This is a genomic window from Superficieibacter sp. BNK-5, assembly GCF_047456055.1.
Taxonomy (GTDB): domain Bacteria; phylum Pseudomonadota; class Gammaproteobacteria; order Enterobacterales; family Enterobacteriaceae; genus Superficieibacter.
The window spans coordinates 653,083-677,892 of record NZ_CP179893.1 but is presented as its reverse complement, the minus strand read 5'-3'; the positions used below and the strand labels follow the sequence as shown (position 1 = coordinate 677,892).

The window sequence follows — 24,810 nt, the reverse complement described above, 5'->3', positions numbered from 1 at the left end:
GTTTTATTATGAATAACATTCTGTTGAAAAATAATATATTAACTGGACTTTACTGGGAGCCGGAAAGTTTAAGTTATTTGCAGCCTGCTGAGCAGGCTTCATTTCGCGGAATGATGAAAGCTAACCGTCGTTTGACCTATACTGATGCCGCGGGTATGCCTGCGCTGGGTTACAGCACTAAAATTTCAACCCTATATGAGCCATTTGCACTTTATGTCAAGGAACTTTACGGTGATGGAATTTATTTCTTTCATGAAAGCAATAGCTCCACTTACTTCCTGATAATTAACGAAGGCAGGATTATTAGTGGAACGGACTGTTTTATTAGTAAAGCGCTTTTTGACGAGCTAATGAAACATCAGGCTGGCTATGAACATCTTGAAGTGACTCCTCTGGAAGAGGTGCAGATCAATACTGTAGTTGAGCGCTGTGTTGCCCGGCAGTTGGCAATGAAACGACGCCGGCGTTTCATTATCGGTTCTATTTTCCTGGGGGGCGTTGTGCTTTTGCTCCTGTTGGCACTGGTGCTTCATTTTATTGTGGCAGGATAAGTTATGCTGGAAAATCTCTATTTCTGGAAACGTGGAGGCGGTGGAGCGTCAGGGCGTAAAACATGGCTTACGATTATCGTCTCTTTACTTTTAATAGGCGCAGTGGGTGCGGGTGGCTGGTATTATTTTGTGATGCTGCCCGCACAAAAAGCACGTGAAGAGATGCTTGCGCGCCAGCGTCAGGCTGCCCAAAAGTTGCAGAATGATATTGCATCAGTTAACACTTTCTATACAACCTCCCTGGAAGGTGCGAGTATTGACTACGCCATAAAATTTTTGACTGAGGTGCGCACGAGTTCTCAAGGTTTCGATATTCTTAATCTGAAGTATGAGCGGTTTAAATGCGATATTAAAAACTGCTCTTTTGGTTATGAGTTTCGGAAGGGACAATTACTCGTTTTGCCACAAAAAACGTTCTGGAATAAGGTGTATAAGCCTTCTGTGCCGGCGAATAAGAATAAAAATAAGGATAAGAACGATTTTGAGTTTAAAAATATCGCTTCAAAACTCAATGTTAACTATCTTCAAAAGCCTTATAAAAATAAGAAAGAATTGCATTTGCATCCCTGTGAGGACGTTGTGTCATATATTTTAGCTTATAACTCATTTGTTAAAAGTACAAAAAACAGTCGTACAGAAAATAAAGGAAAAACGGTAGGCGAAATTGTGATCAAGGGTATGCCTCAAAGCTCAGTGAGTGCCCTTGAGTCTCAGCTAACTGGCAAAGTCAAACCTTATGGATTAATGGCCGGTAAATGGGAACTTGAAGTCGTCGACGAGGGAGGCGAGGTTCACAAGAGCATAATAAATATGCAGAAAATGCTACTGAAGCAGGCATACCGTGATGCTTTTCTCATTAAACGGATTGAGTCTACAAATAAAGGAATTAAAGTTTCAGGAGGTCTGGTATGCAAATCCTAAAGTTAGTGGTGTTAATGAGTACACTTTCACTCGTCATAGAAACGGCTAATGCTACGCCGACAACGGATCTGCCGCAAGCGCCTGCATCTGATGGTCAGATTAAAACAGATGCGGCTGGAAACCGTTCCGTATCCGCTAATAATGCCGCAGACTCAGCTACGGAGGCAGATAAAACTACGTCAGTTGCCGCTGCGGCAGCAAAAGACAAGCCATCGGGTACGGCCATGTCGGCTGAGAGTGATGTAGAGGATATTAATAGTCTAATTGTTCAGGACCGCCTGGCCACGATTGTTGAGGATGATTTTACCTTTGAGCAGGCGCGCCGCCGGTTGGCAAATGAAGTTGAACTGGAAAAGATGCGTAGTGAGCTTCGCAAATTACGTGGCGAAGATAAGGTGGTGCGTCCACAACCCGTTCAGGCGCAGCCCAGTGAAACGGCCGCAAAGGTGCAACCAAAGGCTGCTATTGATATGCCGCGTGTCATTCTTGAGGCTGAAATTGGCGGTTCACGACGTATAGCCGTTACGGACGGTAAAACATTGCGCTATGTTCGAACGGGAGAAATTTTCTCTATAGGTGAAAATAAATTTAAACTCGCGAATGACAAGAAAACAGTCACGCTTGTTGAAGGCGCTGCACAGTGAGCCTGGAGTTTGTACGTATTTCGTCCGATGAGCTGTTAAATGATAAATGGACTTATATCGAATTCGAGGGCGTTGGTTTTACGGCCATGACCGAAGAATCTGAATATTTGTTAGTTTCTCATATTCAGATCAGCGATCTCTTTACGTACCAGATTCAGGTGGCAAGGCTGATTTCTCAGCACAAACGGCAGGTCATTGGCCTGGCGCTGGTGCAGGAAGAGGACTTTTACCGTGTGATTGAGCATGTTTCGCTAAAGCAACTTAATGAAGCGAATAAAAGCATTGATATCACTGATACGCAAAAACAACTGGCTACGATTTTACAGCGAGCAGTAAGTATGGGCGCAAGTGACCTGCACATCACCCGAAATGATGTGCTGGCACAGTTTGAAGCGCGTATTAACGGCGTGCTGATGCCCTTTATGCAAATAAAGTCTCATCTATGCGATGAATTGGTCTTCGTATTATATAACGTAGAAGCTACAACGCGTGATACCACCTGGAACCGCGCGATACCACAGAGTGCCAATATACTTTATAGCCTGAGCGGTAAGCCCTACCGTTTTCGCTATGCGCACTTCCCGATCTTTGGCGAGACGCCGGATTGCTATCATGCAGTATTGCGTATCATTCCATCGGGCCTGCAAAAGGGCAATATCGGTTCTCTGGATAAAATTGGTATCTCTGCTGAAGAAATTGAGGATCTTAAGAAGATCCTTTCTAATCCTTATGGTGCCTATGTTATTGCCGGAACAACAGGCTCTGGTAAATCCACGACGTTGAAAAATCTGATGGAATGGTTGCAGATAAATCGTTATGACGATCGTGGCTGTTTTTTGACCGTCGAAGATCCGGTTGAATATCAGATTTATGGCGCAAAGCAAAGTTCTGTCGTCAGCGTTGAGGGCGGAGGGTTTCATGCAGCAATTAAATCAGCACTACGTCGTGACCCTGATGTACTGATGGTGGGGGAAATCCGTGACAATATTTCAGCTAATGCGCTTGCTGGCGCGGTTGAGAGCGGACACTACTGTTTTACTACCGTACACGCCGGAAACATTGTCTCATTGCTACAGCGTATGTCAGCGTTAGGGATCGGTAGTGACAAGCTTTCCACACCGGGATTCATCGCAGGGCTGCAATGTCAGAAACTTGTGCCCGTGCTTTGTGATAACTGTAAGGTCGAACTGGGAAAACGCACCATTTCGGGAAGAGAATTTACGCTCTATACCGCAGGCGAAAAAGGATGTCTCCAGTGCAAAAACAGCGGAATTAAAGGCAGACAACTGGCAATGGAATACTTCCTGCCTACCTATGACGAACTAGCTGCTATTGCAAAACAGGAATGGTTGAACACCTATACGTTGTGGCGCAATAAACGGCAGGCCGCGAAAGGCCTGGCGGAAGGATTTGAGATTCGTGAAAAAGTAATGGCGCATGTCCTGAAAGGGCGTGTTGACGCCAACTGGTACGCCATGGAATTCGGAACGTTAGCGGAAGAAGAGCTGGAGGTGCTCGTTGAGAAAATTCGGTAAAAAACAGCGTATATATATATACCAGTTTTGCGCTGATATGGTTAAAGCTGGTTTGCCGCTTTTTGACTCCTTGCAAAAATTGCAACAGGAAGGCCGTCCTTTATTGGGAAAAGGTTTCAGTAATAAGCTGGCAGATGTTCTCATGAAGATGAAACAGGAAACTTCTGTGTCATCGGTTTTTTCCGGTATGGTACCTAATTCGGAATTAAGCGTTATTACTGCGGCTGAAAAAAGCGGCAGTCTGGCGGATGGTTTTTTGACGTTGGTTGCAGTTATTCACTATAATGATGAATTACGCAAAAAAATTATCGGCGCAATGGTTTTCCCGTTAATTATGATTACCCTGTCGCTGGTAGTCATTGCTGGATACTCGCAAAAGGTCTTCCCGGCGTTTGCTTCTGTCGTACCTGTAGAGACCTGGCCTGCCGTAACACAAAATTTGTATAAATTTGGCACTGCTTTATATCAGGGGTTATGGCTAAAGATTTTGATTGGTTTTGTGGCTTTGATTTTTGCCATTAAAATAACTATGGCAAATTTTAGCGGGCCAGTAAGGAATAAATTTGTTGACAAGCTTTTGCCATTTTCTACCTATCGACAGCTTACTTCTTCAATATTCCTTAACAATCTGTCATTAATGCTGAGTAATAATATTCCTCTCACTGATGCGTTGTCTATCATTCGCCTCAATGCTAATCGTTGGTTGCGTTGGCATCTGGATGTGATGATCGATAATATGGCAAAAGGCATCCATTACAGTAAAGCATTAGCTTCAGGTCTAATGGGTGTCGAAGAATTGTTAAATATCAGCCTGTATGCAGAGTTGCCCTCTTTTAATGATGTATTGCGCTCGGTATCGGAACGTTCACGGGAACGTATACAGGAATATATTAAAAAGCTTTCTGGATTATTAAAAAACCTGGCAACGATTGTTCTGGGAGGGTGCGTTATTTGGGTGTTTATTGCCCTTTTTGCACTCATGGATACATTGTCGAAAACGGCAGGAAGATAATGGCCAAAAAATTCCATGTAAATACAGTCATGGCGCTTGCCTTTACAGCGGCATTATTTACATCCTCAAACTCATTGGCAAGCGCCATCTATGGTTTTGGCTCAGGCCCAGGGATTACGCCGAAGGCGCATATTGATCCGCTTAGTGCGGAACAAATAAAACGCATTCCTGCAAGCTGTTTATAAGAGGATAAATGAGATGCGCATGGAGGCGTTTTTTTCACCTTATTATCCATGGCTGGCATTAGTACTGGGGTTACTGATAGGTAGTTTCTTAAATGTGGTTATTTATCGGCTGCCCATCATGCTATTACGAGAGTCGGCTGATGAAAATGCTTTGAAGACGCTACCCAATGTTAATCTCTGGTGGCCATCTTCACATTGCCCTGTATGCAAGACCAATATCAAACCCTGGGACAATATCCCGGTATTCAGTTGGATTTTTCTACGAGGCAGGTGTCGGTGCTGTCATTGTGCTATTCCTTTTCAGTACCCTTTAAGTGAAGCACTTATCGGCATCGGCTATTTTTTGCTGGTACTGCTGTACTATCCCGAGCATAGCCTGACGCAACTGGCGTTCCTGGCGCTTTTCGGTAGTCTGCTGTATACGCTGGCAATGATCGATCTGAAAACCTTTTTACTGCCTGACTGTCTGGTTTTTTTGCTGTTATGGGCAGGGTTGATCGCCTCGGTAAGAAATATTATTCCCGTCTCGCCGCGCGATAGCGTTATCGGTGCTGTGATTATTTGGGGATTTACATGGCTGATGGCGAAAGGATACACCTGGCTCACACATCGTGAAGGCTTTGGCTATGGTGACGTGAAATTATTTGCTGCCTGTGCGGTCTGGGTGGGCAGTGATTATGTCGGACATTTGATGCTAGGTTCCGCCGTGCTGGGAGTGATATTCTTTGCGCTTCGCCTGCTGATGCGAAGGAATACCGTTCAGCAACCAGGCGAGGACGAACGCTATCTGCCTTTCGGCCCGGCGATCGTAATTACCGCATTCCTTATTATGCACATGGAGGTGCTGATTTAATGTCCTTTTTGCTTTTATCTGGTGCGCTGTTGACCGCGAATCCTGTTTATCGCATTGAGCCTGAATGTTATTACTCTACTTATGCGGCACTCATGCAAGCGAGAAAAGCGGATACTTTCCGCACGGGGCTGGGCATACTGGCCCCGCTCGACTCCGTTACGTGTTATCGCGACGCGACAGGGATTGAACTCGCTACAATAGCCGACTATCAGGCAGCTTTCAGGATGCCGCAACCTCTGGCGCTTATTTCAGAGGAAGATCAGCAATCCTTTGACGCTGCGCGGCTCTTTATAGTGAAAGAAAGTGTTACGCCGGAGGCAACAGAGGACGATGTTGAGGCAATTGCACAGGCAGAGTCCTCTGTAAACAATCAGGACCTGACGCTCAGCTCCAGTGATGAAGATGTGGGAAGCAGTGTTTTCAGCGTCATGAATGCGACGGTTCCAACGATGAGCGCGCCACCCCCCGTCTGGAAGCCGTTATTGAGCCAGCATGCGCAATCAGGGCGCTTCATTTTTCCGTTGACGACACCTTTGAATGTGACATCGCCTTATGGGCTTCGTTATCATCCAGTCATTCATTCGTTCATGCGTCATGAAGGGACAGATTTCCGGGCCGCCAATAACAGCGAAGTAATGTCAATCGCTGATGGGGAGGTAGTGGAAGCAAGTTACGGTCCCGTAACCGGTTTCTATATTACCATTCGCCACGCGGACGGCTGGAGCAGTCGGTATCTGCACTTAAATCAACTAAAAGTCTTCAAAAATCAGCACGTCAAAAAAGGCAACGTGATCGGCCTTTCCGGAAATACAGGGCGAACGAATGGTCCGCACCTGCATCTGGAAATCAGTCATAACGATCGGTTGCTGGACCCTATGAAGGTATTATTCGAACAACGTCAGTCATCTTCACCTGTTTCAGCGCCTGCGCCTGTTGCTGCGCCTGAGCCCATTGATATGACGCCCAAAATAGCGGTAGTGTCAGGAGAGGGCGATAACCTACAAATAGGCGTCCGCATTGGCAGGTCGGTGTCGATGTACAATCCTAAAGAGATTATCGAAACCGATGAGGGGAACTGGCGAATAGTTAAAAAGTTTGGCAAATACAAGCTGCTGAAGGTGCAACCGGCAGTTGCAGATGAAGCCCATTAAGGCAGGTGCGCTTTATTGCCTTGTTTTTGGTCGATTTAAATCCGCTTTGCTGTTTTTTTCCGCATTCGATACAATGCGTTGAAATTGCCCTTGCGAAGGTCATTCGCTTTGGTTAGTATTCACACCCGCTTCAGTGGGAAAGCGTAACGCCTCCCGCGATATTGGTCGAAGCAATTGGTATGCGGCAACTCCGCAAGGAACAGGTTAATTATGTACGAAGCTCTTTTGGTAGTTTTCCTTATTGTGGCAATCGGCCTTGTAGGTCTGGTTATGCTACAGCAGGGTAAAGGCGCTGATATGGGAGCCTCCTTTGGAGCTGGCGCTTCTGGTACGCTGTTTGGTTCAGGTGGTTCTGGTAACTTCATGACCCGCATGACGGCTGTGCTGGCGACGTTGTTCTTCATCATTAGTCTGGTGCTTGGCAATATCAACAGCAACAAGGCCAATAAAGGAAGTGAGTGGGAAAACCTGAATGCGCCGGCGAAAACCGAGCAAACTCAGCCAGCTGCTCCGGCTCAGCCGACCAGCGATATCCCGCAGTAAGTATTTCAGTACCGAGGTGGTGGAATTGGTAGACACGCTACCTTGAGGTGGTAGTGCCCTAACGGGCTTGTGGGTTCGAGTCCCATCCTCGGTACCAAATTCCGAAAGAAAGACGCTGAAAAGCGTCTTTTTTTTCGTCTGGATCTGGAAAGATTGTTGCTGTTAGATAAGGCATGCAGACAGTCATAAAAAAAGCCGCTTTCGCGGCTTTTTCATTTTATCCGGACGTTTATTTCCCTTTATTCTCCAGATTCTCCACCTGCGGTACGCCGCTGGTAGACGATGCGGAGAGCAACCCTGACTGGGCATAACCGAACAGCTTCTCGCGGGTATCGGTGATGTCCAGGTTACGCATGGTCAACTGACCAATACGGTCATCAGGTGAGAAGACGGAATCGCCTTTTTCCATGGTCAGACGCTCTGCTTTATAGGTCAGATTGTCCGAAACCGTATTCAGGATGGAGTAGTCGTTACCGCGACGCAGTTCCAGGGTTACTTCGCCGGTGATCTGGCTGGCAACCCAGCGTTGCAGGGCATCACGCAGCATCAGCGCCTGAGAATCGAACCAGCGGCCCTGATACAGCAGACGACCCAGTTGGCGGCCGTGCGCGTGGTACTGCTCGATGGTATCTTCGTTATGAATACCGGTCAGCAGACGCTCATAGGCGATATGCAGCAGCGCCATCCCCGGGGCTTCATAGATCCCACGGCTTTTAGCTTCAATGATACGGTTTTCAATCTGATCGCTCATGCCCAGACCGTGACGACCGCCGATGCGATTAGCTTCCATCATCAGTTCAACATCGTCAGCAAAGGTTTTACCGTTCAGTGCCACCGGATGACCATGTTCGAAACGTACCGTCACTTCTTCCGCCGGAATTTTGACGTTCTCATCCCAGAACTTCACGCCCATGATGGGGTTAACGATTTTCACGCTGGAGTTGAGGAATTCGAGGTCTTTCGCTTCGTGCGTCGCACCCAGCATATTAGAGTCAGTGGAATAGGCTTTTTCGACCGACATTTTATAGTCAAAGCCACAGGCAATCATAAATTCAGACATCTCCTGACGTCCGCCCAGCTCATCAATAAAGTCGGTATCCAGCCACGGCTTATAGATTTTCAGTTCAGCGTTGGTCAGCAGACCATAACGGTAAAAACGTTCGATATCGTTACCTTTATAGGTACTGCCGTCGCCCCAGATATTCACGCCATCTTCTTTCATCGCTGCAACCAGCATGGTCCCAGTGACAGCCCGGCCCAGCGGGGTGGTATTGAAATAGGTCAGGCCGCCAGTCGTGTTATGAAATGCACCACATTGAATGGCGGCGATACCTTCGGCAACCAGCTGTTTACGGCAGTCGATCAGGCGAGCGTTTTCTGCACCATATTCTTTCGCGCGGCGAGGAATTGCATCATAATCCTCTTCGTCCGGCTGGCCCAGGTTTGCCGTATAGGCATAAGGGACCGCCCCTTTTTGTCGCATCCACAGCAGTGCTGCGCTGGTGTCCAGACCGCCAGAAAAAGCGATACCAATACGTTGACCTGCCGGAAGATGTTTGAGAATCGTCGTCATAAAATAAACCCTGCCTGGTAGACTATGGAGAAATCATCTCTGATACTGAATGCATGTTTATGCAAAATAAATGAGTTTTCATTTAAACACCTTTTGCCGCATATCGAAAGTGATTCATGAAGATTTCGCTAAAAAATCCTACACCGCTACCTTTACTCTATGCACAGTACGCGCGTTTTTATGCCAGTTAAAAAGCACGGGCAACAGGCCGTGGGCGCGCCTTGACACAAACCGCTATTTTTCCCTATAATACAGACCGGTTTTACGTCCCGTCTTCGGTACCAAATCCCAGCATTATTTGCATTTTCTACTCAAAACGCGTAGAATTTGCCACGTTTCAGGCGCGGGGTGGAGCAGCCTGGTAGCTCGTCGGGCTCATAACCCGAAGGTCGTCGGTTCAAATCCGGCCCCCGCAACCACTTTCCCTTAGAGTTCTTTTTCAAATAGTCTGTGAAGACGTTGGCCTTCGTAGCTGAATTTGAAAAAAATTCTTTCGGAAGGTTCTCCAGGCCGCAGTTGCGGCTATAGGGTTCAGTTATCTAAAGCCCCGATTTATCGGGGTTTTTTGTTATCTGACTACAGAATAACTGGGCTTTACGCCCTTTTTTTATGTCTTGGGGGTGGGCTTGTCCACATTAGAGCAAAAATTAACAGAGATGATTACAGCACCGGTTGAAGCATTGGGCTTTGAGCTGGTCGGCATCGAATTTATTCGCGGTCGCACATCGACACTGCGCATCTATATTGATAGTGAAGATGGCATCAATGTTGATGATTGTGCTGATGTGAGCCATCAGGTGAGTGCCGTAATGGACGTTGAAGATCCCATTACCGTGGCCTACAACCTGGAAGTCTCCTCACCTGGCCTTGATCGTCCTATGTTTGTCGCTGAACACTATACGCGTTTCCTGGGTGAAGAGGTGGCGCTGGTCCTGCGCATGGCGGTACAGAACCGTCGTAAGTGGCAGGGCATTATTAAAGCGGTAGACGGTGAGATGATCACGGTTACGGTTGATGGCAAAGATGAAGTGTTCGCGCTGAGTAACATCCAGAAGGCGAACCTGGTTCCCCACTTTTAACAGTCTGGATTGAGGTGAAAGGCCCCGATGAATAAAGAAATTTTGGCTGTTGTTGAAGCCGTTTCCAACGAAAAATCGCTGCCACGCGAGAAAATTTTCGAAGCGCTGGAGAGTGCACTGGCAACGGCAACAAAGAAAAAATATGAACAAGAGATCGATGTTCGCGTAGAAATCGATCGCAAAAGCGGCGATTTTGACACCTTCCGTCGCTGGGTTATCGTTGAAGAAGTGACCCAGCCGACCAAAGAAATCACCCTGGAAGCGGCGCGTTTTGAAGACGAAAGCCTGAACGTGGGTGAATACGTTGAAGATCAGATCGAATCTGTCACCTTTGACCGTATTACGACCCAGACCGCTAAACAGGTTATCGTGCAAAAAGTACGTGAAGCTGAGCGCGCGATGGTTGTCGATCAGTTCCGTGAACACGAAGGTGAAATCATTACTGGCGTGGTGAAGAAAGTAAACCGCGACAACATCTCTTTAGATCTTGGTAGTAATGCTGAAGCCGTGATCATGCGTGAAGACATGCTGCCGCGTGAAAACTTCCGTCCCGGCGACCGTATTCGTGGCGTACTCTATTCAGTACGTCCGGAAGCGCGCGGTGCGCAGCTGTTTGTGACGCGTTCTAAGCCGGAAATGCTGATTGAACTCTTCCGCATCGAAGTGCCAGAAATTGGCGAAGAAGTTATTGAGATCAAAGCAGCGGCTCGCGATCCGGGTTCACGTGCGAAAATCGCGGTGAAAACCAATGATAAGCGTATCGACCCGGTCGGTGCCTGCGTAGGTATGCGCGGTGCCCGTGTTCAGGCGGTATCAACCGAGCTGGGCGGTGAGCGCATTGATATCGTTCTGTGGGATGACAATCCGGCACAGTTCGTCATTAATGCCATGGCTCCGGCAGACGTGGCTTCTATCGTTGTGGATGAAGACAAACACACGATGGATATCGCGGTTGAAGCGGGTAATCTGGCGCAGGCGATTGGCCGTAACGGTCAGAACGTGCGTCTGGCCTCGCAGCTCAGCGGTTGGGAACTCAACGTGATGACCGTTGATGACCTCCAGGCGAAGCATCAGGCTGAAACCTATGCCGCGATTGAGACGTTCACCAGACACCTCGACATTGACGAAGAGTTTGCCACCGTTCTGGTTGAAGAAGGTTTCTCAACGCTGGAAGAACTGGCCTACGTGCCAATGAAAGAACTGCTGGAAATTGACGGCCTTGATGAATCGACCGTTGAAGCACTGCGTGAGCGTGCTAAAACCGCACTGGCCACTCTGGCACAGGCTCAGGAAGACAGCCTTGGTGATAACAAACCGGCTGACGACTTGCTGAATCTGGAAGGACTGGATCGCGCAATGGCCTTCAAACTGGCTGCCCGTGGTGTTTGTACGCTGGAAGATCTCGCCGATCAGGGCATTGATGATCTGGCTGATATCGAAGGTCTGTCCGACGAGAAAGCTGGTGAGCTGATTATGGCTGCCCGTAATATTTGCTGGTTCGGTGACGAAGCGTAATAAACTGTAGCAGGAAGGAACAGCATGACAGATGTAACTTTAAAAGCGCTGGCCGCAGATAAACAGATTTCCGTGGATCGCCTGGTACAGCAATTCGCTGATGCAGGCATCCGCAAATCTGTTGACGATTCTGTGTCCGCACAAGAAAGACAAACCTTACAGGCCCACCTGAACCGTGACCAGGGTGCAGGCCCGGACAAGTTGACATTACAGCGTAAAACGCGCAGTACTTTAAACATTCCCGGTACCGGCGGGAAAAGCAAATCGGTACAAATTGAAGTCCGCAAGAAGCGCACCTTTGTGAAACGTGACCCGCAAGAGGCAGAACGTCTCGCGGCGGAAGAGCAGGCGCAGCGTGAAGCGGAAGAGCAAGCCCGTCGTGAGGCTGAAGAAGCAGCCAAACGCGAGGCGCAATTGAAAGCTGAGCGCGAGGCCGCAGAACAAGCTAAGCGTGAAGCCGCTGACAAAGCGAAACGTGAAGCTGCGGAAAAAGACAAAGTGAGCAATCAACAAGACGATATGACTAAAACTGCCCAGGCTGAGAAAGCCCGCCGTGAGAACGAAGCTGCGGAACTGAAGCGTAAAGCTGAAGAAGAAGCGCGTCGTAAGCTGGAAGAGGAAGCGCGTCGCGTAGCTGAAGAAGCTCGTCGTATGGCTGAAGAAAACGAGAAAAACGGCGTTCAGGTAACTGAAGTTCCTGAGGACTCCAGCGACTATCACGTCACTACGTCTCAGCATGCTCGTCAGGCTGAAGATGACAATGACCGTGAAGTTGAAGGTGGCCGTAGCCGCACGCGTACCGCGAAAGCCGCGCGCCCGGCTAAAAAAGGCAACAAGCATGCCGAATCAAAAGCCGATCGTGAAGAAGCGCGTGCAGCGGTTCGTGGTGGTAAAGGCGGCAAGCGTAAAGGATCTTCTTTACAGCAGGGCTTCCAGAAACCCGCTCAGGCTGTTAACCGTGACGTTGTGATTGGTGAAACCATCACCGTTGGCGATCTGGCAAACAAAATGGCGGTCAAAGGCTCTCAGGTCATCAAAGCGATGATGAAACTGGGCGCAATGGCAACCATTAACCAGGTCATCGACCAGGAAACCGCACAGCTGGTTGCCGAAGAGATGGGCCACAAAGTTATCCTGCGTCGTGAAAACGAGCTGGAAGAAGCAGTAATGAGCGACCGTGACACTGGCGCTGCGGCTGAACCGCGTGCACCGGTTGTGACCATCATGGGTCACGTTGACCACGGTAAAACCTCTCTGCTGGACTACATTCGTTCAACGAAAGTGGCCTCTGGCGAAGCGGGCGGCATTACCCAGCATATCGGTGCTTATCACGTTGAAACTGAAAACGGGATGATCACCTTCCTGGATACCCCGGGCCACGCCGCGTTTACCTCTATGCGTGCTCGTGGTGCGCAGGCAACGGATATCGTTGTTCTGGTTGTTGCAGCAGACGACGGCGTGATGCCGCAGACCATCGAAGCTATCCAGCATGCGAAAGCAGCGCAGGTGCCGCTGGTGGTTGCCGTGAACAAAATCGATAAGCCAGAAGCCGATATGGATCGCGTTAAGAACGAACTGTCTCAGTACGGCGTTATGCCGGAAGAGTGGGGCGGCGAAGCGCAGTTCATCCCTGTTTCTGCGAAAGCGGGTACCGGTATTGATGACCTGCTGAACGCTATCCTGCTTCAGGCTGAAGTTCTGGAACTGAAAGCCATTCGCAATGGTATGGCGAGCGGCGCGGTCATCGAATCCTTCCTCGATAAAGGTCGTGGTCCGGTTGCGACCGTCCTGGTTCGCGAAGGTACCCTGAACAAAGGCGATATCGTGCTGTGTGGCTTCGAGTACGGTCGCGTTCGTGCGATGCGTAACGAACTGGGTCAGGAAGTGCTGGAAGCGGGTCCGTCCATTCCGGTAGAAATCCTCGGTCTGTCTGGTGTTCCGGCAGCGGGTGATGAGGTGACGGTCGTTCGTGACGAGAAAAAAGCGCGTGAAGTGGCACTGTATCGTCAGGGCAAATTCCGTGAAGTTAAACTGGCTCGTCAGCAGAAATCGAAACTTGAGAACATGTTCGCCAACATGACCGAAGGCGAAGTTCACGAAGTGAACATCGTGCTGAAGGCTGACGTACAGGGTTCTGTGGAAGCGATCTCCGACTCCTTACTGAAACTGTCTACCGACGAAGTGAAAGTAAGAATCATCGGTTCCGGCGTAGGTGGTATCACCGAAACCGACGCGACCCTGGCTGCGGCATCCAACGCTATCCTGGTTGGCTTCAACGTTCGTGCCGATGCTTCTGCTCGTAAAGTGATTGAGTCTGAAAGCCTGGATCTGCGTTACTACTCCGTCATCTATAATCTGATCGACGAAGTGAAAGCGGCAATGAGCGGCATGCTGTCTCCGGAACTGAAACAGCAGATCATCGGTCTGGCTGAAGTGCGCGATGTGTTCAAATCACCGAAATTCGGTGCAATCGCGGGCTGTATGGTTACCGAAGGTACTATCAAACGTCACAACCCGATCCGCGTTCTGCGCGACAACGTGGTTATCTATGAAGGCGAGCTGGAGTCCCTGCGCCGCTTCAAAGATGACGTTAACGAAGTCCGTAACGGTATGGAATGTGGTATCGGCGTGAAGAACTACAACGACGTTCGCGTTGGCGATATGATCGAAGTGTTCGAGATTATCGAGATCCAACGTACCATCGCATAATCTTCGTTATGCCCGGTGGCACTGCGTTTACCGGGCCGATACTTAGAAGATTGTTTTGCGTAGGCCGGGTAAGCGAAGCGCCACCCGGCAATAATTTCAAAAGGGGCTGATAGCCCCTTTTTTGTCTGGAGAGTTTATTATGGCGAAAGAATTTGGTCGCCCGCAGCGCGTGGCGCAGGAGATGCAAAAAGAGATCGCAATCATCCTGCAACGCGAAATCAAAGACCCGCGTCTGGGCATGATGACCACCGTATCCGGTGTCGAAATGTCCCGCGATCTGGCCTATGCCAAAGTGTTTGTGACTTTCCTGAACGATAAAGATGAAGCCGCGATTAAAGCGGGCATCAAAGCGTTGCAGGAAGCCTCTGGTTTCATCCGTTCTCTGCTGGGGAAAGCGATGCGCCTGCGTATCGTGCCGGAACTGACCTTCTTCTATGATAACTCGCTGGTTGAAGGGATGCGCATGTCCAACCTGGTGACCAGCGTGGTGAAACATGACGATGAGCGTCGTGTGAACCCGGACGACAGCAAGGAGGACTAATGAGTCGTCCTCGTCGTCGTGGTCGCGATATCCACGGTGTACTGCTGCTTGATAAACCGCAGGGCATGTCCAGCAACGATGTACTGCAAAAGGTAAAGCGGATTTATAACGCCAACCGGGCCGGGCATACCGGCGCGCTGGATCCGCTGGCCACCGGCATGCTGCCGATTTGCCTCGGCGAAGCGACCAAGTTTTCTCAGTACCTGCTTGACTCCGACAAGCGCTATCGCGTCATTGCTCGCCTGGGTCAGCGCACCGACACCTCCGACGCTGACGGTCAGATCGTGCAGGAGCGCCCGGTTACGTTTAGTGCGACAGCGCTTGAGGCCGCGCTGGACTCCTTTCGGGGTGATATCCAGCAGGTGCCGTCGATGTATTCGGCGCTGAAATATCAGGGGCGGAAACTGTACGAATATGCGCGTGAAGGTATTGAAGTTCCGCGTGAAGCGCGCCCGATCACGGTTTATGAGCTACAGTTCATTCGCCATGAGGGTAACGAGCTTGAACTGGAAGTTCACTGCTCAAAAGGGACGTACATCCGTACTATCGTTGACGATCTCGGTGAAAAGCTGGGCTGCGGCGCGCACGTTATCTTCCTGCGTCGACTGGCAGTCAGCAAGTATCCGGTAGAGCGGATGGTGACGCTCGAACACCTGCGTGAACTGGTCGAGCAGGCTGAACAGCAAGCCATCCCGGCGGCCGATCTGCTGGATCCGCTGTTAATGCCAATGGATAGTCCGGCTTCGGACTTTCCTCGGGTCAATATTCCTGCCGTTGTCGCAGGCTATTTTAAGCAGGGGCAACCCGTGCGCGCTTCTGGCGCACCGCTAAATGGTCTCGTACGGGTGACGGAAGGTGAGGACGCCCAGTTTATCGGGATGGGCGAAATTGATGATGAAGGTCGCGTTGCGCCTCGTCGTCTGGTTGTAGAGTATCCGGCATAATGTCGCTCCGTCTTGCGATAACAAGGCGCTGCGAGTAGAATATTGCCGCTTAATGTCCGGTAAATTGTTTAACAAGCTAGCGGGCATGACTATGGGGTTGCTGAATTAGAGATTGGCACCCTTTCATTCTTTTAAATCTGGAGTTCTATAATGTCTCTAAGCGTTGAAGCTAAAGCACAAATCGTTTCTGAGTTTGGTCGTGGTACTAACGACAGCGGTTCTACCGAAGTTCAGGTTGCCCTGCTGACTGCACAGATTAACCACCTGCAGGGTCACTTTGCAGAGCACAAAAAAGATCACCACAGCCGTCGTGGTCTGCTGCGTATGGTTTCTCAGCGTCGTAAACTGCTCGACTACCTGAAACGTAAAGATGTTGCACGCTATACCGCGCTGATCGAGCGTCTGGGCCTGCGTCGCTAAGTCTTGCGAGTTTCAGAAAAGGGGCCTTCAGGGCCCCTTTTTTCAACCGGACCGCAGCAATTCGCTGGAAACTAATGTATTGTTGCTATGAATGATCTTCCGTCGCAGAGGTTCGCGCGGCTAATGAGAGGCTTTACCCGAAGAGCGGGTTAGGGTTGTCATTAGTCGCGAGGATGCGCAGAAGATCGGATGTTAACGACAGCATACCGTGGGTGTGCTGCCACTTATTAAGAAAGGATATTATTTTGCTGAATCCGATCGTTCGTAAATTCCAGTACGGTCAACATACCGTTACGCTGGAAACCGGGATGATGGCGCGTCAGGCCACTGCTGCCGTCATGGTTAGCATGGATGACACCGCAGTATTCGTGACCGTAGTAGGGCAGAAAAAAGCCAAAGCGGGTCAGGACTTCTTCCCATTAACGGTTAACTATCAGGAGCGTACCTACGCTGCTGGTCGTATCCCGGGTAGCTTCTTCCGCCGTGAAGGCCGTCCGAGCGAAGGCGAAACCCTGATCGCGCGTCTGATTGACCGCCCGGTTCGTCCGCTGTTCCCGGAAGGCTTCGTCAACGAAGTTCAGGTTATTGCCACTGTCGTTTCCGTTAACCCGCAGGTTAACCCGGATATCGTGGCGATGATCGGTGCTTCCGCCGCGCTGTCTCTGTCTGGCATTCCGTTTAACGGCCCAATCGGCGCTGCACGTGTGGGTTATATCAATGACCAGTACGTACTGAACCCGACTCAGGACGAACTGAAAGAAAGCAAACTGGATCTGGTGGTAGCGGGTACTGAAGCTGCCGTGCTGATGGTTGAATCTGAAGCTGAACTGCTGAGCGAAGATCAGATGCTGGGTGCCGTGGTCTTTGGTCACGAGCAGCAGCAGGTTGTTATTCAGGCGATCAACGATCTGGTGAAAGAAGCCGGCAAACCGCGTTGGGACTGGCAGCCAGAAGCTGTTGATGCTGCGCTGAACGCCCGCGTTGCTGCCCTGGCGGAATCTCGCCTGAGCGACGCTTACCGTATCACCGATAAACAAGAACGTTATGCTCAGGTTGATGTTATCAAATCTGAAGTTATCGCGAACCTGGTTGCCGAAGATGACGCGCTGGACGCTAACGATCTGGGCGACATCCTGCACGCTATCGAGAAAAACGTCGTTCGTAGCCGCGTACTGGCAGGCGAGCCGCGTATCGACGGTCGTGAAAAAGACATGATCCGTGGTCTGGACGTGCGCACTGGCGTACTGCCGCGTACTCACGGCTCCGCGCTGTTCACCCGTGGCGAAACGCAGGCGCTGGTTACCGCGACCCTGGGTACGGCACGTGACGCACAGAACCTCGACGAGCTGATGGGCGAGCGTACTGACAGCTTCCTGTTCCACTACAACTTCCCTCCGTACTCCGTGGGCGAAACCGGTATGGTTGGCTCGCCGAAGCGTCGTGAAATTGGTCACGGTCGTCTGGCGAAACGCGGCGTGCTGGCAGTGATGCCAGAAGCAGACAAATTCCCGTACACTGTACGTGTGGTGTCTGAAATCACCGAATCCAACGGTTCTTCTTCCATGGCTTCCGTGTGTGGTGCTTCCCTGGCGCTGATGGATGCAGGCGTGCCGATTAAAGCGGCCGTTGCGGGTATCGCGATGGGTCTGGTGAAAGAAGGCGACAACTTTGTTGTTCTGTCTGACATCCTCGGCGACGAAGATCACCTCGGCGATATGGACTTCAAAGTAGCGGGTTCCCGCGAAGGTATCTCTGCGCTGCAGATGGATATCAAAATTGAAGGTATCACCAAAGAGATTATGCAGGTTGCGCTGAACCAGGCTAAAGGTGCGCGTCTGCACATCCTGGGCGTGATGGAACAGGCGATCAACGCACCGCGTGGCGACATTTCTCAGTTTGCTCCGCGTATCCACACTATCAAGATCAGCCCGGACAAGATCAAAGACGTTATCGGTAAAGGCGGTTCTGTTATCCGCGCTCTGACCGAAGAAACCGGCACCACCATCGAAATCGAAGATGACGGCACCGTGAAAATCGCGGCGACCGACGGTGAAAAAGCGAAATTCGCTATTCGTCGTATCGAAGAGATCACCGCAGAAATCGAAGTGGGCCGTATCTACAACGGTAAAGTGACCCGCATCGTAGACTTTGGCGCATTTGTTGCCATCGGTGGCGGTAAAGAAGGTCTGGTTCACATCTCTCAGATCGCTGACAAGCGCGTTGAGAAAGTGACTGACTATCTGCAAATGAACCAGGAAGTTCCGGTGAAAGTTCTGGAAGTTGACCGCCAGGGCCGTATCCGTCTGAGCATCAAAGAAGCAACTGAGCAGTCTCAGCCTGCGAACGCACCGGAAGCTCCGGCTGCTGAACAAGGCGAGTAAGGTTGCCATTGCCCTCTGCTACGGCAGAGGGCTAATTCGTTGGCTGGACGCCTTGTTTGCCACTGGGGAACGGGACGTTCATCCTTTTGTTGTCTTCGGGAGTGGGAAATGAAGCCTTTTTTGCGCTGGTGTTTCGTGGCAACAGCTCTTACGCTTGCTGGATGCAACAGTTCCAACTGGCGTAAAAGTGAAGTCCTCGCAGTACCATTGCAACCGACTTTACAGCAGGAAGTGATTCTGGCACGCATGGAACAAATTCTTGCCAGTCGGGCTTTAACCGATGACGAACGCGCACAGCTTTTATATGAGCGCGGAGTGTTGTATGATAGTCTCGGTCTGAGGGCATTAGCGCGAAATGATTTTTCACAAGCGCTGGCAATCCGACCAGATATGCCAGAAGTATTCAATTACTTAGGCATATATTTAACGCAGGCGGGCAGTTATGATGCCGCCTATGAAGCGTTTGATTCTGTACTTGAGCTTGATCCAACTTACAATTACGCGTACTTGAATCGCGGTATCGCCCTCTATTACGGCGGTCGCGATAAGTTAGCGCAAGATGATCTGCTGGCGTTTTATCAAGACGATCCCAATGATCCTTTCCGCAGTCTGTGGCTTTATCTTGTTGAGCAGAAGCTTGATGAGAAGCAGGCAAAAGAAGCGTTGAAGCAACGCTTTGAGAAATCGGACAAAGAACAATGGGGATGGAACATTGTCGAGTTCTACCTGGGCGACATTAACGAATCCGCGTTAATGGGACGACTCAAGGCGGACGCAACGGATAACACCTCGCTCGCTGAGCATCTCAGTGAAACCAACTTCTATTTAGGTAAGTATTACCTAAGTCTTGGGGACAAGGACAGCGCTACGGCACTGTTCAAACTGGCGGTGGCTAACAACGTTCATAACTTTGTTGAGCACCGATACGCATTGTTGGAATTATCGCTCCTGGGCCAGGAGCAAGATGACCTGGCAGAATCGGACCAGCAATAGCTGACGAACATACATTAGCCCGAATTTTTTGATTGCCATCACCTTTGCGGGTGAGGGCGTTGTTGTTCGTTAATACACCTACTTTGAGCCGGTTCACACTTTTCAATGAAAATTGCAGATCAATTTCATGATGAGTTATGTAGACTGGCCGCCATTAATATCGAGGCACTTGTACTACATGGCTGAATTCGAAACCACTTTTGCAGATCTGGGCCTGAAGGCTCCTATCCTTGAAGCCCTTAACGATCTGGGTTACGAAAAACCATCTCCGATCCAGGCAGAGTGTATTCCTCACCTGCTGGGCGGCCGTGACGTTCTGGGTATGGCCCAGACCGGTAGCGGTAAAACCGCAGCGTTCTCTTTACCGCTGCTCAACAATCTTGATTCCGATCTGAAAGCACCTCAGATTCTGGTGCTGGCACCGACCCGCGAACTGGCGGTTCAGGTAGCTGAAGCAATGACGGATTTCTCTAAACACATGCACGGCGTGAACGTGGTAGCCCTTTACGGTGGCCAGCGTTATGACGTGCAACTGCGCGCCCTGCGTCAGGGGCCACAGATCGTCGTCGGTACGCCGGGTCGTCTGCTGGACCATCTGAAACGCGGCACGCTGAACCTGTCCAACCTGAGTGGTCTGGTACTGGACGAAGCCGATGAAATGCTGCGTATGGGCTTCATCGAAGACGTTGAAACCATCATGGCGCAGATCCCGGCTGACCATCAGACCGCGCTGTTCTCCGCGACCATGCCGGAAGCGATTCGTCGCATTACCCGCCGCTTTATGAATGAGCCGCAGGAAGTGCGCATTCAGTCCAGCGTAACCACTCGCCCGGACATCAGCCAGAGCTACTGGACGGTGTACGGCATGCGTAAAAACGAAGCGCTGGTACGTTTCCTGGAAGCGGAAGATTTTGATGCGGCGATTATCTTCGTTCGTACCAAAAACGCGACTCTGGAAGTGGCTGAAGCGCTGGAGCGTAGTGGCTATAACAGCGCCGCGCTGAACGGTGACATGAACCAGGCGCTGCGTGAGCAGACCCTGGAGCGTCTGAAAGACGGTCGTCTGGATATCCTGATTGCCACCGACGTTGCGGCTCGTGGCCTTGACGTTGAGCGTATCAGCCTGGTCGTCAACTACGACATCCCGATGGACTCCGAGTCTTACGTTCACCGTATCGGCCGTACCGGTCGTGCGGGTCGTGCCGGCCGCGCGCTGCTGTTCGTTGAGAACCGCGAGCGTCGTCTGCTGCGCAACATCGAACGCACCATGAAGCTGACTATTCCGGAAGTGGAACTGCCGAACGCAGAACTGCTGGGCAAACGCCGTCTGGAAAAATTTGCTGCTAAAGTTCAGCAGCAGCTGGAAAGCAGCGATCTGGATCTTTACCGTGGACTGCTGGCGAAAATCCAGCCGACCGCAGAAGGTGAAGAGCTGGACATCGAAACGCTGGCTGCCGCGCTGCTGAAAATGGCGCAGGGCGAACGTACTCTGATCGTACCGCCTGATGCACCGATGCGTCCGCGTCGCGAGTTCCGTGATCGTGATGACCGTGCTCCGCGCAGCGATCGTAACGATCGTGGCCCGCGTGGCGACCGTCCGGAACGCGGTGGTGAAGACCGCCCGCGTCGCGAACGTCGTGAGGTTGGCGATATGCAGCTGTACCGCATTGAAGTGGGCCGTGATGATGGCGTTGAAGTTCGTCATATCGTTGGCGCTATTGCTAACGAAGGCGATATCAGCAGCCGTTACATCGGTAACATCAAGCTATTTGCGTCTCACTCCACCATCGAACTGCCGAAAGGCATGCCGGGTGAAGTGCTGCAACACTTTACGCGTACCCGCATTCTGAACAAGCCGATGAACATGCAGCTGCTGGGCGATGCTCAGCCGCATACCGGTGGCGAACGTCGTGGCGGTGGTCGTGGCTTTGGTGGCGAGCGTCGTGAAGGTGGCCGTAGCTTCGGTGGTGAACGTCGTGAAGGCGGTGCCCGTCCGGAAGGTCGTCGTTTCAGCGGCGAGCGTCGTGAAGGTCAGGGTCGTGCGCCGCGTCGCGATGATTCTGCACCGCGTCGTGACGACTCCTCCAGCCGTCGCCGTTTCGGTGGCGATGCGTAATTTACGCTAACATCGTAAAGTAATCTGTACAGCCCCGGTCTCAACCACCGGGGCTTTTTTTATTCCATTTGTACTCGTGTACTGGTACAGTGCAACACGCTTCACCAGGAGAAGTGATTTTTACCGGAGAAAAAACCAGATGGCTACGCTTACGACCACACAAACCTCAACCTCGCTGCTCAGCGGCGTGGTGATCATCGGCGGCACGATTATAGGTGCAGGCATGTTCTCTTTGCCGGTGGTGATGTCCGGGGCATGGTTCTTCTGGTCGCTGGCGGCGCTGGTCTTTACCTGGTTTTGTATGCTGCATTCCGGTCTGATGATCCTTGAGGCAAACCTGAACTACCGTATTGGTTCCAGCTTCGATACCATCACCAAAGATTTACTCGGCAGGGGCTGGAATGCGGTGAACGGTGTTTCCATCGCCTTCGTGCTGTACATTCTGACCTACGCCTATATTTCCGCCAGCGGCTCGATTCTTCATCATACCTTCGCGGAGATGTCGCTGAACGTGCCGGCGCGCGCGGCGGGCTTTGCCTTCGCCCTGCTGGTGGCGTTTGTGGTATGGCTGAGTACCAAAGCGGTCAGCCGGATGACGGCGATTGTGCTGGGGGCGAAGGTGATTACCTTCTTTCTGACCTTCGGTAGCCTGCTGGGGCATGTCACACCGACGACGCTGTTTAACGTGACCGAAAGTCACGCCTCCTACACGCCGTATCTGCTGATGACGCTGCCGTTTTGTCTGGCCTCCTTTGGCTATCACGGTAACGTGCCAAGCCTGATGAAATACTACGGCAAGGACCCGCGCACCATTATCCGCTGCCTGGTCTACGGTACCCTGCTGGCGCTGGGCCTCTATATCGTCTGGCTGCTGGGGACGATGGGCAACATCCCGCGTCCGGAATTTATCGGCATCGCGCAAAAGGGCGGCAATATTGATGTCCTGGTTCAGTCGCTGAGCGGCGTGCTGAACAGCCGCAGCCTGGATCTGCTGCTGGTGATTTTTTCCAACTTTGCGGTCGCCAGCTCCTTCCTCGGCGTAACCCTGGGACTGTTCGATTACCTGGCGGATCTGTTTGGCTTTGACGACTCCGCCAGCGGACGCTTTAAAACCGCGCTGCTGACCTTTATCCCGCCGGTAATTGGCGGCCTGCTGTGGCCGAACGGTTTCCTGTACGCCATCGGCTATGCCGGACTGGCGGCAACCATCTGGGCGGCGATCGTCCCGGCACTGCTGGCGCGCGCCTCGCGTCAGCGCTTTGGTAGCCCTAAATTCCGCGTCTGGGGAGGCAAGCCAATGATTGCGTTGATTCTGCTTTTCGGCGTCGGCAATGCGCTGGTGCATATTCTGTCGAGCTTTAATTTACTGCCGGTTTACCAGTAAGTTAGCGTGCCTTCAGCAATAGCGGGAACGAAAAGATGGGACGCAACGGCTTACTCTGGCTGGTACTTTGTGCCGCCATCATTGCGGCAGGCGTCCATTTTTTCTGGCCTGTCCCGCAGGATAAAACCGTTTTCCTGCCTGAGGAAAAGCCCGCGCCGGTGACGCCGTTACCGCCGAAAGGAATTCATCCCGGCGACCGTCTCTTTATCAGGATTTTAAAAGCAGAAGATAAACTGGAGCTATGGTCGAGCGCCGGAAATAGACCCTACGATCTCTATAAAACCTGGACGATCTGCGCCTGGTCTGGCGGGTTAGGGCCTAAACGGAAGGAAGGTGACGGCAAAAGCCCCGAAGGATTTTACGCCACCAACAAAGGATTACTGAATCCGCGTAGCCGCTACCATCTGGCCTTTAATATCGGCTATCCCAATGCCTTCGATCGGGCCAATGGCTACACCGGGAGTTTTATTATGGTGCATGGCAACTGCGTCTCCGCGGGCTGCTATGCGATGACTGATTCGGGTATTGAGGAAATATACGCCCTGGTGGCCCAGGCGCTGAATAGCGGACAAAAAAGCGTGCCGGTGCATATTTTCCCGTTCGCCATGACCGCTGAAAATATGCGGCGGGCGACGAAATGGCCGGACTACGCCTTCTGGCAATCTCTTAAGCCAGGCTATGACTACTTCGAAAAAAATCACCGGCTTCCGATAGTCAACGTCGAAAACCGGCGATACCGTATTAACTAAGTAGTTCTTCCTTCACTTCCATCGCCAGATCGAATGAATGCAGTCGCGCCTGATGATCGAAAATCTGGCCGTTGACCATAATCTCGTCCGCGTCGGTTTCGCGCAGGATGGATTGCAGACCATGACGGACCTTCGCCTTATCGCCCACCAGTGACATACTCAGCGCCTGCTGCACACCGTATTGCTCGGACGGCGACCAGAAGGTGTCCATATTCTCAATCGGCGGTGGAAGCTGGCCGGTCTCCCCGCGACGCAGTTTAACGAACGCCTGCTGCATCGAGGTAAACAGGAACTCGGCATCGCGATTGCTGTCGGCGGTGACGATATTAATACACACCATCGCGTAGGGTTTTTCCAGCCGCGCAGAGGGCTTGAAGTTGGTGCGATAGAGATGCAGCGCCTGGAACAGCATATCCGGCGCAAAGTGCGAGGCAAAGGCGAAAGGCAGGCCGAGCTGGGCGGCAAGCTGGGCGCTGTACAGGCTGGAGCCTAACAACCACACCGGGATTTTCTCACCGTAGCCCGGAACCGGACGTACCTGCGGGTGAGGATCGTGGGCGTCAAACCATTCTACCAGCTCGTTAACATCGCGCGGGAAGTTATCGATATCGCCGCTCATATGGCGGCGCAGGGCGCGCATCGTCGGTTGATCGCTACCCGGTGCGCGGCCAAGACCTAAATCAATACGTCCCGGATAGAGCGTATTCAGCGTGCCGAACTGTTCGGCGATCACCAGCGGCGAATGATTTGGCAGCATCACGCCGCCGGAGCCAAGATGTAATGTTGTCGTATTGGCCGCCAGATAGCCAATCAATACCGAGGTCGCCGCGCTGGCGATGCCGGTCATATTGTGGTGTTCCGCCAGCCAGTAGCGATGATAGCCACGCTTTTCCGCCAGCTGTGCCAGCGCCAGTGAATGCGAGAAGGCTTCTCTGGCTGAGGAGCCTTGCGGGATCGGTGCGAGATCCAGCACCGAAAAGGGGATCTGTTTATCAGTCATAACGGCTCACT

Annotated in this window: 23 protein-coding genes and 2 tRNA genes; 23 read left to right on the top strand and 2 right to left on the bottom strand. The window is 51.4% G+C overall.

Features of this window, described 5'->3' with window-relative positions; genetic code table 11:
• The first annotated feature begins 8 nt into the window (after positions 1-8).
• The 10 genes from ACMGGS_RS03285 to ACMGGS_RS03240 all read left to right on the top strand — a co-directional run bounded on the left by ACMGGS_RS03285 (position 9) and on the right by ACMGGS_RS03240 (position 7,492).
• Entirely contained in the window at positions 9-551 is a 543-nt protein-coding gene (locus tag ACMGGS_RS03285; protein ID WP_414165040.1) for a pilus assembly protein, read from the top strand.
• 3 nt (positions 552-554) lie between these two features.
• On the top strand, positions 555-1,472 hold the full coding sequence (locus ACMGGS_RS03280; RefSeq protein ID WP_414165039.1) for a hypothetical protein: 918 nt from the start codon (positions 555-557) through the stop codon (positions 1,470-1,472).
• Positions 1,460-2,116, top strand: coding sequence for a hypothetical protein (locus tag ACMGGS_RS03275; protein ID WP_414165038.1), 657 nt, complete (start codon positions 1,460-1,462; stop codon positions 2,114-2,116). Before ACMGGS_RS03280 ends, ACMGGS_RS03275 begins: the two co-directional genes overlap by 13 nt.
• Entirely contained in the window at positions 2,113-3,651 is a 1,539-nt protein-coding gene (locus ACMGGS_RS03270) for an ATPase, T2SS/T4P/T4SS family (protein ID WP_414165037.1), read from the top strand. Before ACMGGS_RS03275 ends, ACMGGS_RS03270 begins: the two co-directional genes overlap by 4 nt.
• Positions 3,635-4,663, top strand: coding sequence for a type II secretion system F family protein (locus tag ACMGGS_RS03265; RefSeq protein ID WP_414165036.1), 1,029 nt, complete (start codon positions 3,635-3,637; stop codon positions 4,661-4,663). Before ACMGGS_RS03270 ends, ACMGGS_RS03265 begins: the two co-directional genes overlap by 17 nt.
• Positions 4,663-4,848 carry a hypothetical protein gene (locus ACMGGS_RS03260; protein ID WP_414165035.1) on the top strand — a complete coding sequence of 62 codons (186 nt, stop codon included), beginning with the start codon at positions 4,663-4,665 and terminating at the stop codon, positions 4,846-4,848. The genes ACMGGS_RS03265 and ACMGGS_RS03260 overlap by 1 nt, the downstream gene beginning before the upstream one ends.
• A gap of 13 nt (positions 4,849-4,861) precedes the next feature.
• Positions 4,862-5,701 (top strand): prepilin peptidase, encoded by an 840-nt coding sequence (locus ACMGGS_RS03255; RefSeq protein WP_414165034.1) that lies wholly within the window; start codon positions 4,862-4,864, stop codon positions 5,699-5,701.
• On the top strand, positions 5,701-6,852 hold the full coding sequence (locus tag ACMGGS_RS03250; RefSeq protein WP_414165033.1) for a M23 family metallopeptidase: 1,152 nt from the start codon (positions 5,701-5,703) through the stop codon (positions 6,850-6,852). The genes ACMGGS_RS03255 and ACMGGS_RS03250 overlap by 1 nt, the downstream gene beginning before the upstream one ends.
• 210 nt (positions 6,853-7,062) lie before the next feature.
• Positions 7,063-7,395 carry a preprotein translocase subunit SecG gene (gene secG, locus ACMGGS_RS03245; protein ID WP_049838900.1) on the top strand — a complete coding sequence of 111 codons (333 nt, stop codon included), beginning with the start codon at positions 7,063-7,065 and terminating at the stop codon, positions 7,393-7,395.
• Between the two features lie 10 nt (positions 7,396-7,405).
• Positions 7,406-7,492 (top strand) — tRNA-Leu (locus ACMGGS_RS03240).
• A 132-nt stretch (positions 7,493-7,624) separates the two neighbouring features.
• Here the strand turns inward: ACMGGS_RS03240 and argG are convergent.
• Entirely contained in the window at positions 7,625-8,968 is a 1,344-nt protein-coding gene (gene argG, locus ACMGGS_RS03235) for an argininosuccinate synthase (RefSeq protein WP_276158954.1), read from the bottom strand.
• A 342-nt stretch (positions 8,969-9,310) separates the two neighbouring features.
• On the opposite strand from argG, the gene ACMGGS_RS03230 reads away from it, so the two are divergent.
• The 13 genes from ACMGGS_RS03230 to ACMGGS_RS03170 all read left to right on the top strand — a co-directional run bounded on the left by ACMGGS_RS03230 (position 9,311) and on the right by ACMGGS_RS03170 (position 23,799).
• Positions 9,311-9,387: transfer RNA gene (locus ACMGGS_RS03230), tRNA-Met, on the top strand.
• 207 nt (positions 9,388-9,594) lie between these two features.
• The gene (gene rimP, locus ACMGGS_RS03225; protein WP_176920756.1) at positions 9,595-10,047 is read left to right on the top strand and encodes a ribosome maturation factor RimP; all 453 of its coding nucleotides are present in this window, start codon (positions 9,595-9,597) and stop codon (positions 10,045-10,047) included.
• Between the two features lie 27 nt (positions 10,048-10,074).
• Positions 10,075-11,562 (top strand): transcription termination factor NusA, encoded by a 1,488-nt coding sequence (gene nusA / locus ACMGGS_RS03220; protein WP_176920757.1) that lies wholly within the window; start codon positions 10,075-10,077, stop codon positions 11,560-11,562.
• A 24-nt stretch (positions 11,563-11,586) separates the two neighbouring features.
• Positions 11,587-14,271, top strand: coding sequence for a translation initiation factor IF-2 (gene infB / locus ACMGGS_RS03215; RefSeq protein ID WP_194207084.1), 2,685 nt, complete (start codon positions 11,587-11,589; stop codon positions 14,269-14,271).
• A gap of 139 nt (positions 14,272-14,410) precedes the next feature.
• The gene (rbfA, locus tag ACMGGS_RS03210; protein WP_276158950.1) at positions 14,411-14,812 is read left to right on the top strand and encodes a 30S ribosome-binding factor RbfA; all 402 of its coding nucleotides are present in this window, start codon (positions 14,411-14,413) and stop codon (positions 14,810-14,812) included.
• Entirely contained in the window at positions 14,812-15,756 is a 945-nt protein-coding gene (truB, locus tag ACMGGS_RS03205) for a tRNA pseudouridine(55) synthase TruB (RefSeq protein WP_414165032.1), read from the top strand. Before rbfA ends, truB begins: the two co-directional genes overlap by 1 nt.
• A 150-nt stretch (positions 15,757-15,906) precedes the next feature.
• A complete protein-coding gene (gene rpsO, locus ACMGGS_RS03200; protein WP_176920761.1) occupies positions 15,907-16,176 on the top strand; it encodes a 30S ribosomal protein S15 in 270 nt (89 codons plus the stop codon).
• Between the two features lie 245 nt (positions 16,177-16,421).
• A complete protein-coding gene (gene pnp / locus ACMGGS_RS03195; RefSeq protein WP_414165031.1) occupies positions 16,422-18,557 on the top strand; it encodes a polyribonucleotide nucleotidyltransferase in 2,136 nt (711 codons plus the stop codon).
• A 108-nt stretch (positions 18,558-18,665) separates the two neighbouring features.
• Positions 18,666-19,550, top strand: coding sequence for a lipoprotein NlpI (nlpI, locus tag ACMGGS_RS03190; RefSeq protein WP_194207081.1), 885 nt, complete (start codon positions 18,666-18,668; stop codon positions 19,548-19,550).
• A 105-nt stretch (positions 19,551-19,655) separates the two neighbouring features.
• Positions 19,656-19,736, top strand: coding sequence for a protein YrbN (gene yrbN / locus ACMGGS_RS03185; protein ID WP_100249910.1), 81 nt, complete (start codon positions 19,656-19,658; stop codon positions 19,734-19,736).
• Positions 19,729-21,666: a DEAD/DEAH family ATP-dependent RNA helicase gene (locus ACMGGS_RS03180; RefSeq protein WP_414165030.1), complete on the top strand. Its 1,938-nt coding sequence runs from the start codon at positions 19,729-19,731 to the stop codon at positions 21,664-21,666. The genes yrbN and ACMGGS_RS03180 overlap by 8 nt, the downstream gene beginning before the upstream one ends.
• A 139-nt stretch (positions 21,667-21,805) precedes the next feature.
• Positions 21,806-23,050, top strand: a complete 1,245-nt coding sequence (mtr, locus tag ACMGGS_RS03175) for a tryptophan permease (protein ID WP_414165029.1) — start codon at positions 21,806-21,808, stop codon at positions 23,048-23,050.
• A gap of 35 nt (positions 23,051-23,085) precedes the next feature.
• Complete coding sequence (locus ACMGGS_RS03170; RefSeq protein ID WP_414165028.1) at positions 23,086-23,799, top strand: L,D-transpeptidase family protein; 714 nt, start codon at positions 23,086-23,088, stop codon at positions 23,797-23,799.
• On the opposite strand, the gene ACMGGS_RS03165 is transcribed toward ACMGGS_RS03170, so the two are convergent.
• Positions 23,792-24,799 (bottom strand): luciferase-like monooxygenase, encoded by a 1,008-nt coding sequence (locus ACMGGS_RS03165; protein ID WP_414165027.1) that lies wholly within the window; start codon positions 24,797-24,799, stop codon positions 23,792-23,794. The genes ACMGGS_RS03170 and ACMGGS_RS03165 overlap by 8 nt on opposite strands.
• Positions 24,800-24,810: the final 11 nt, after the last annotated feature.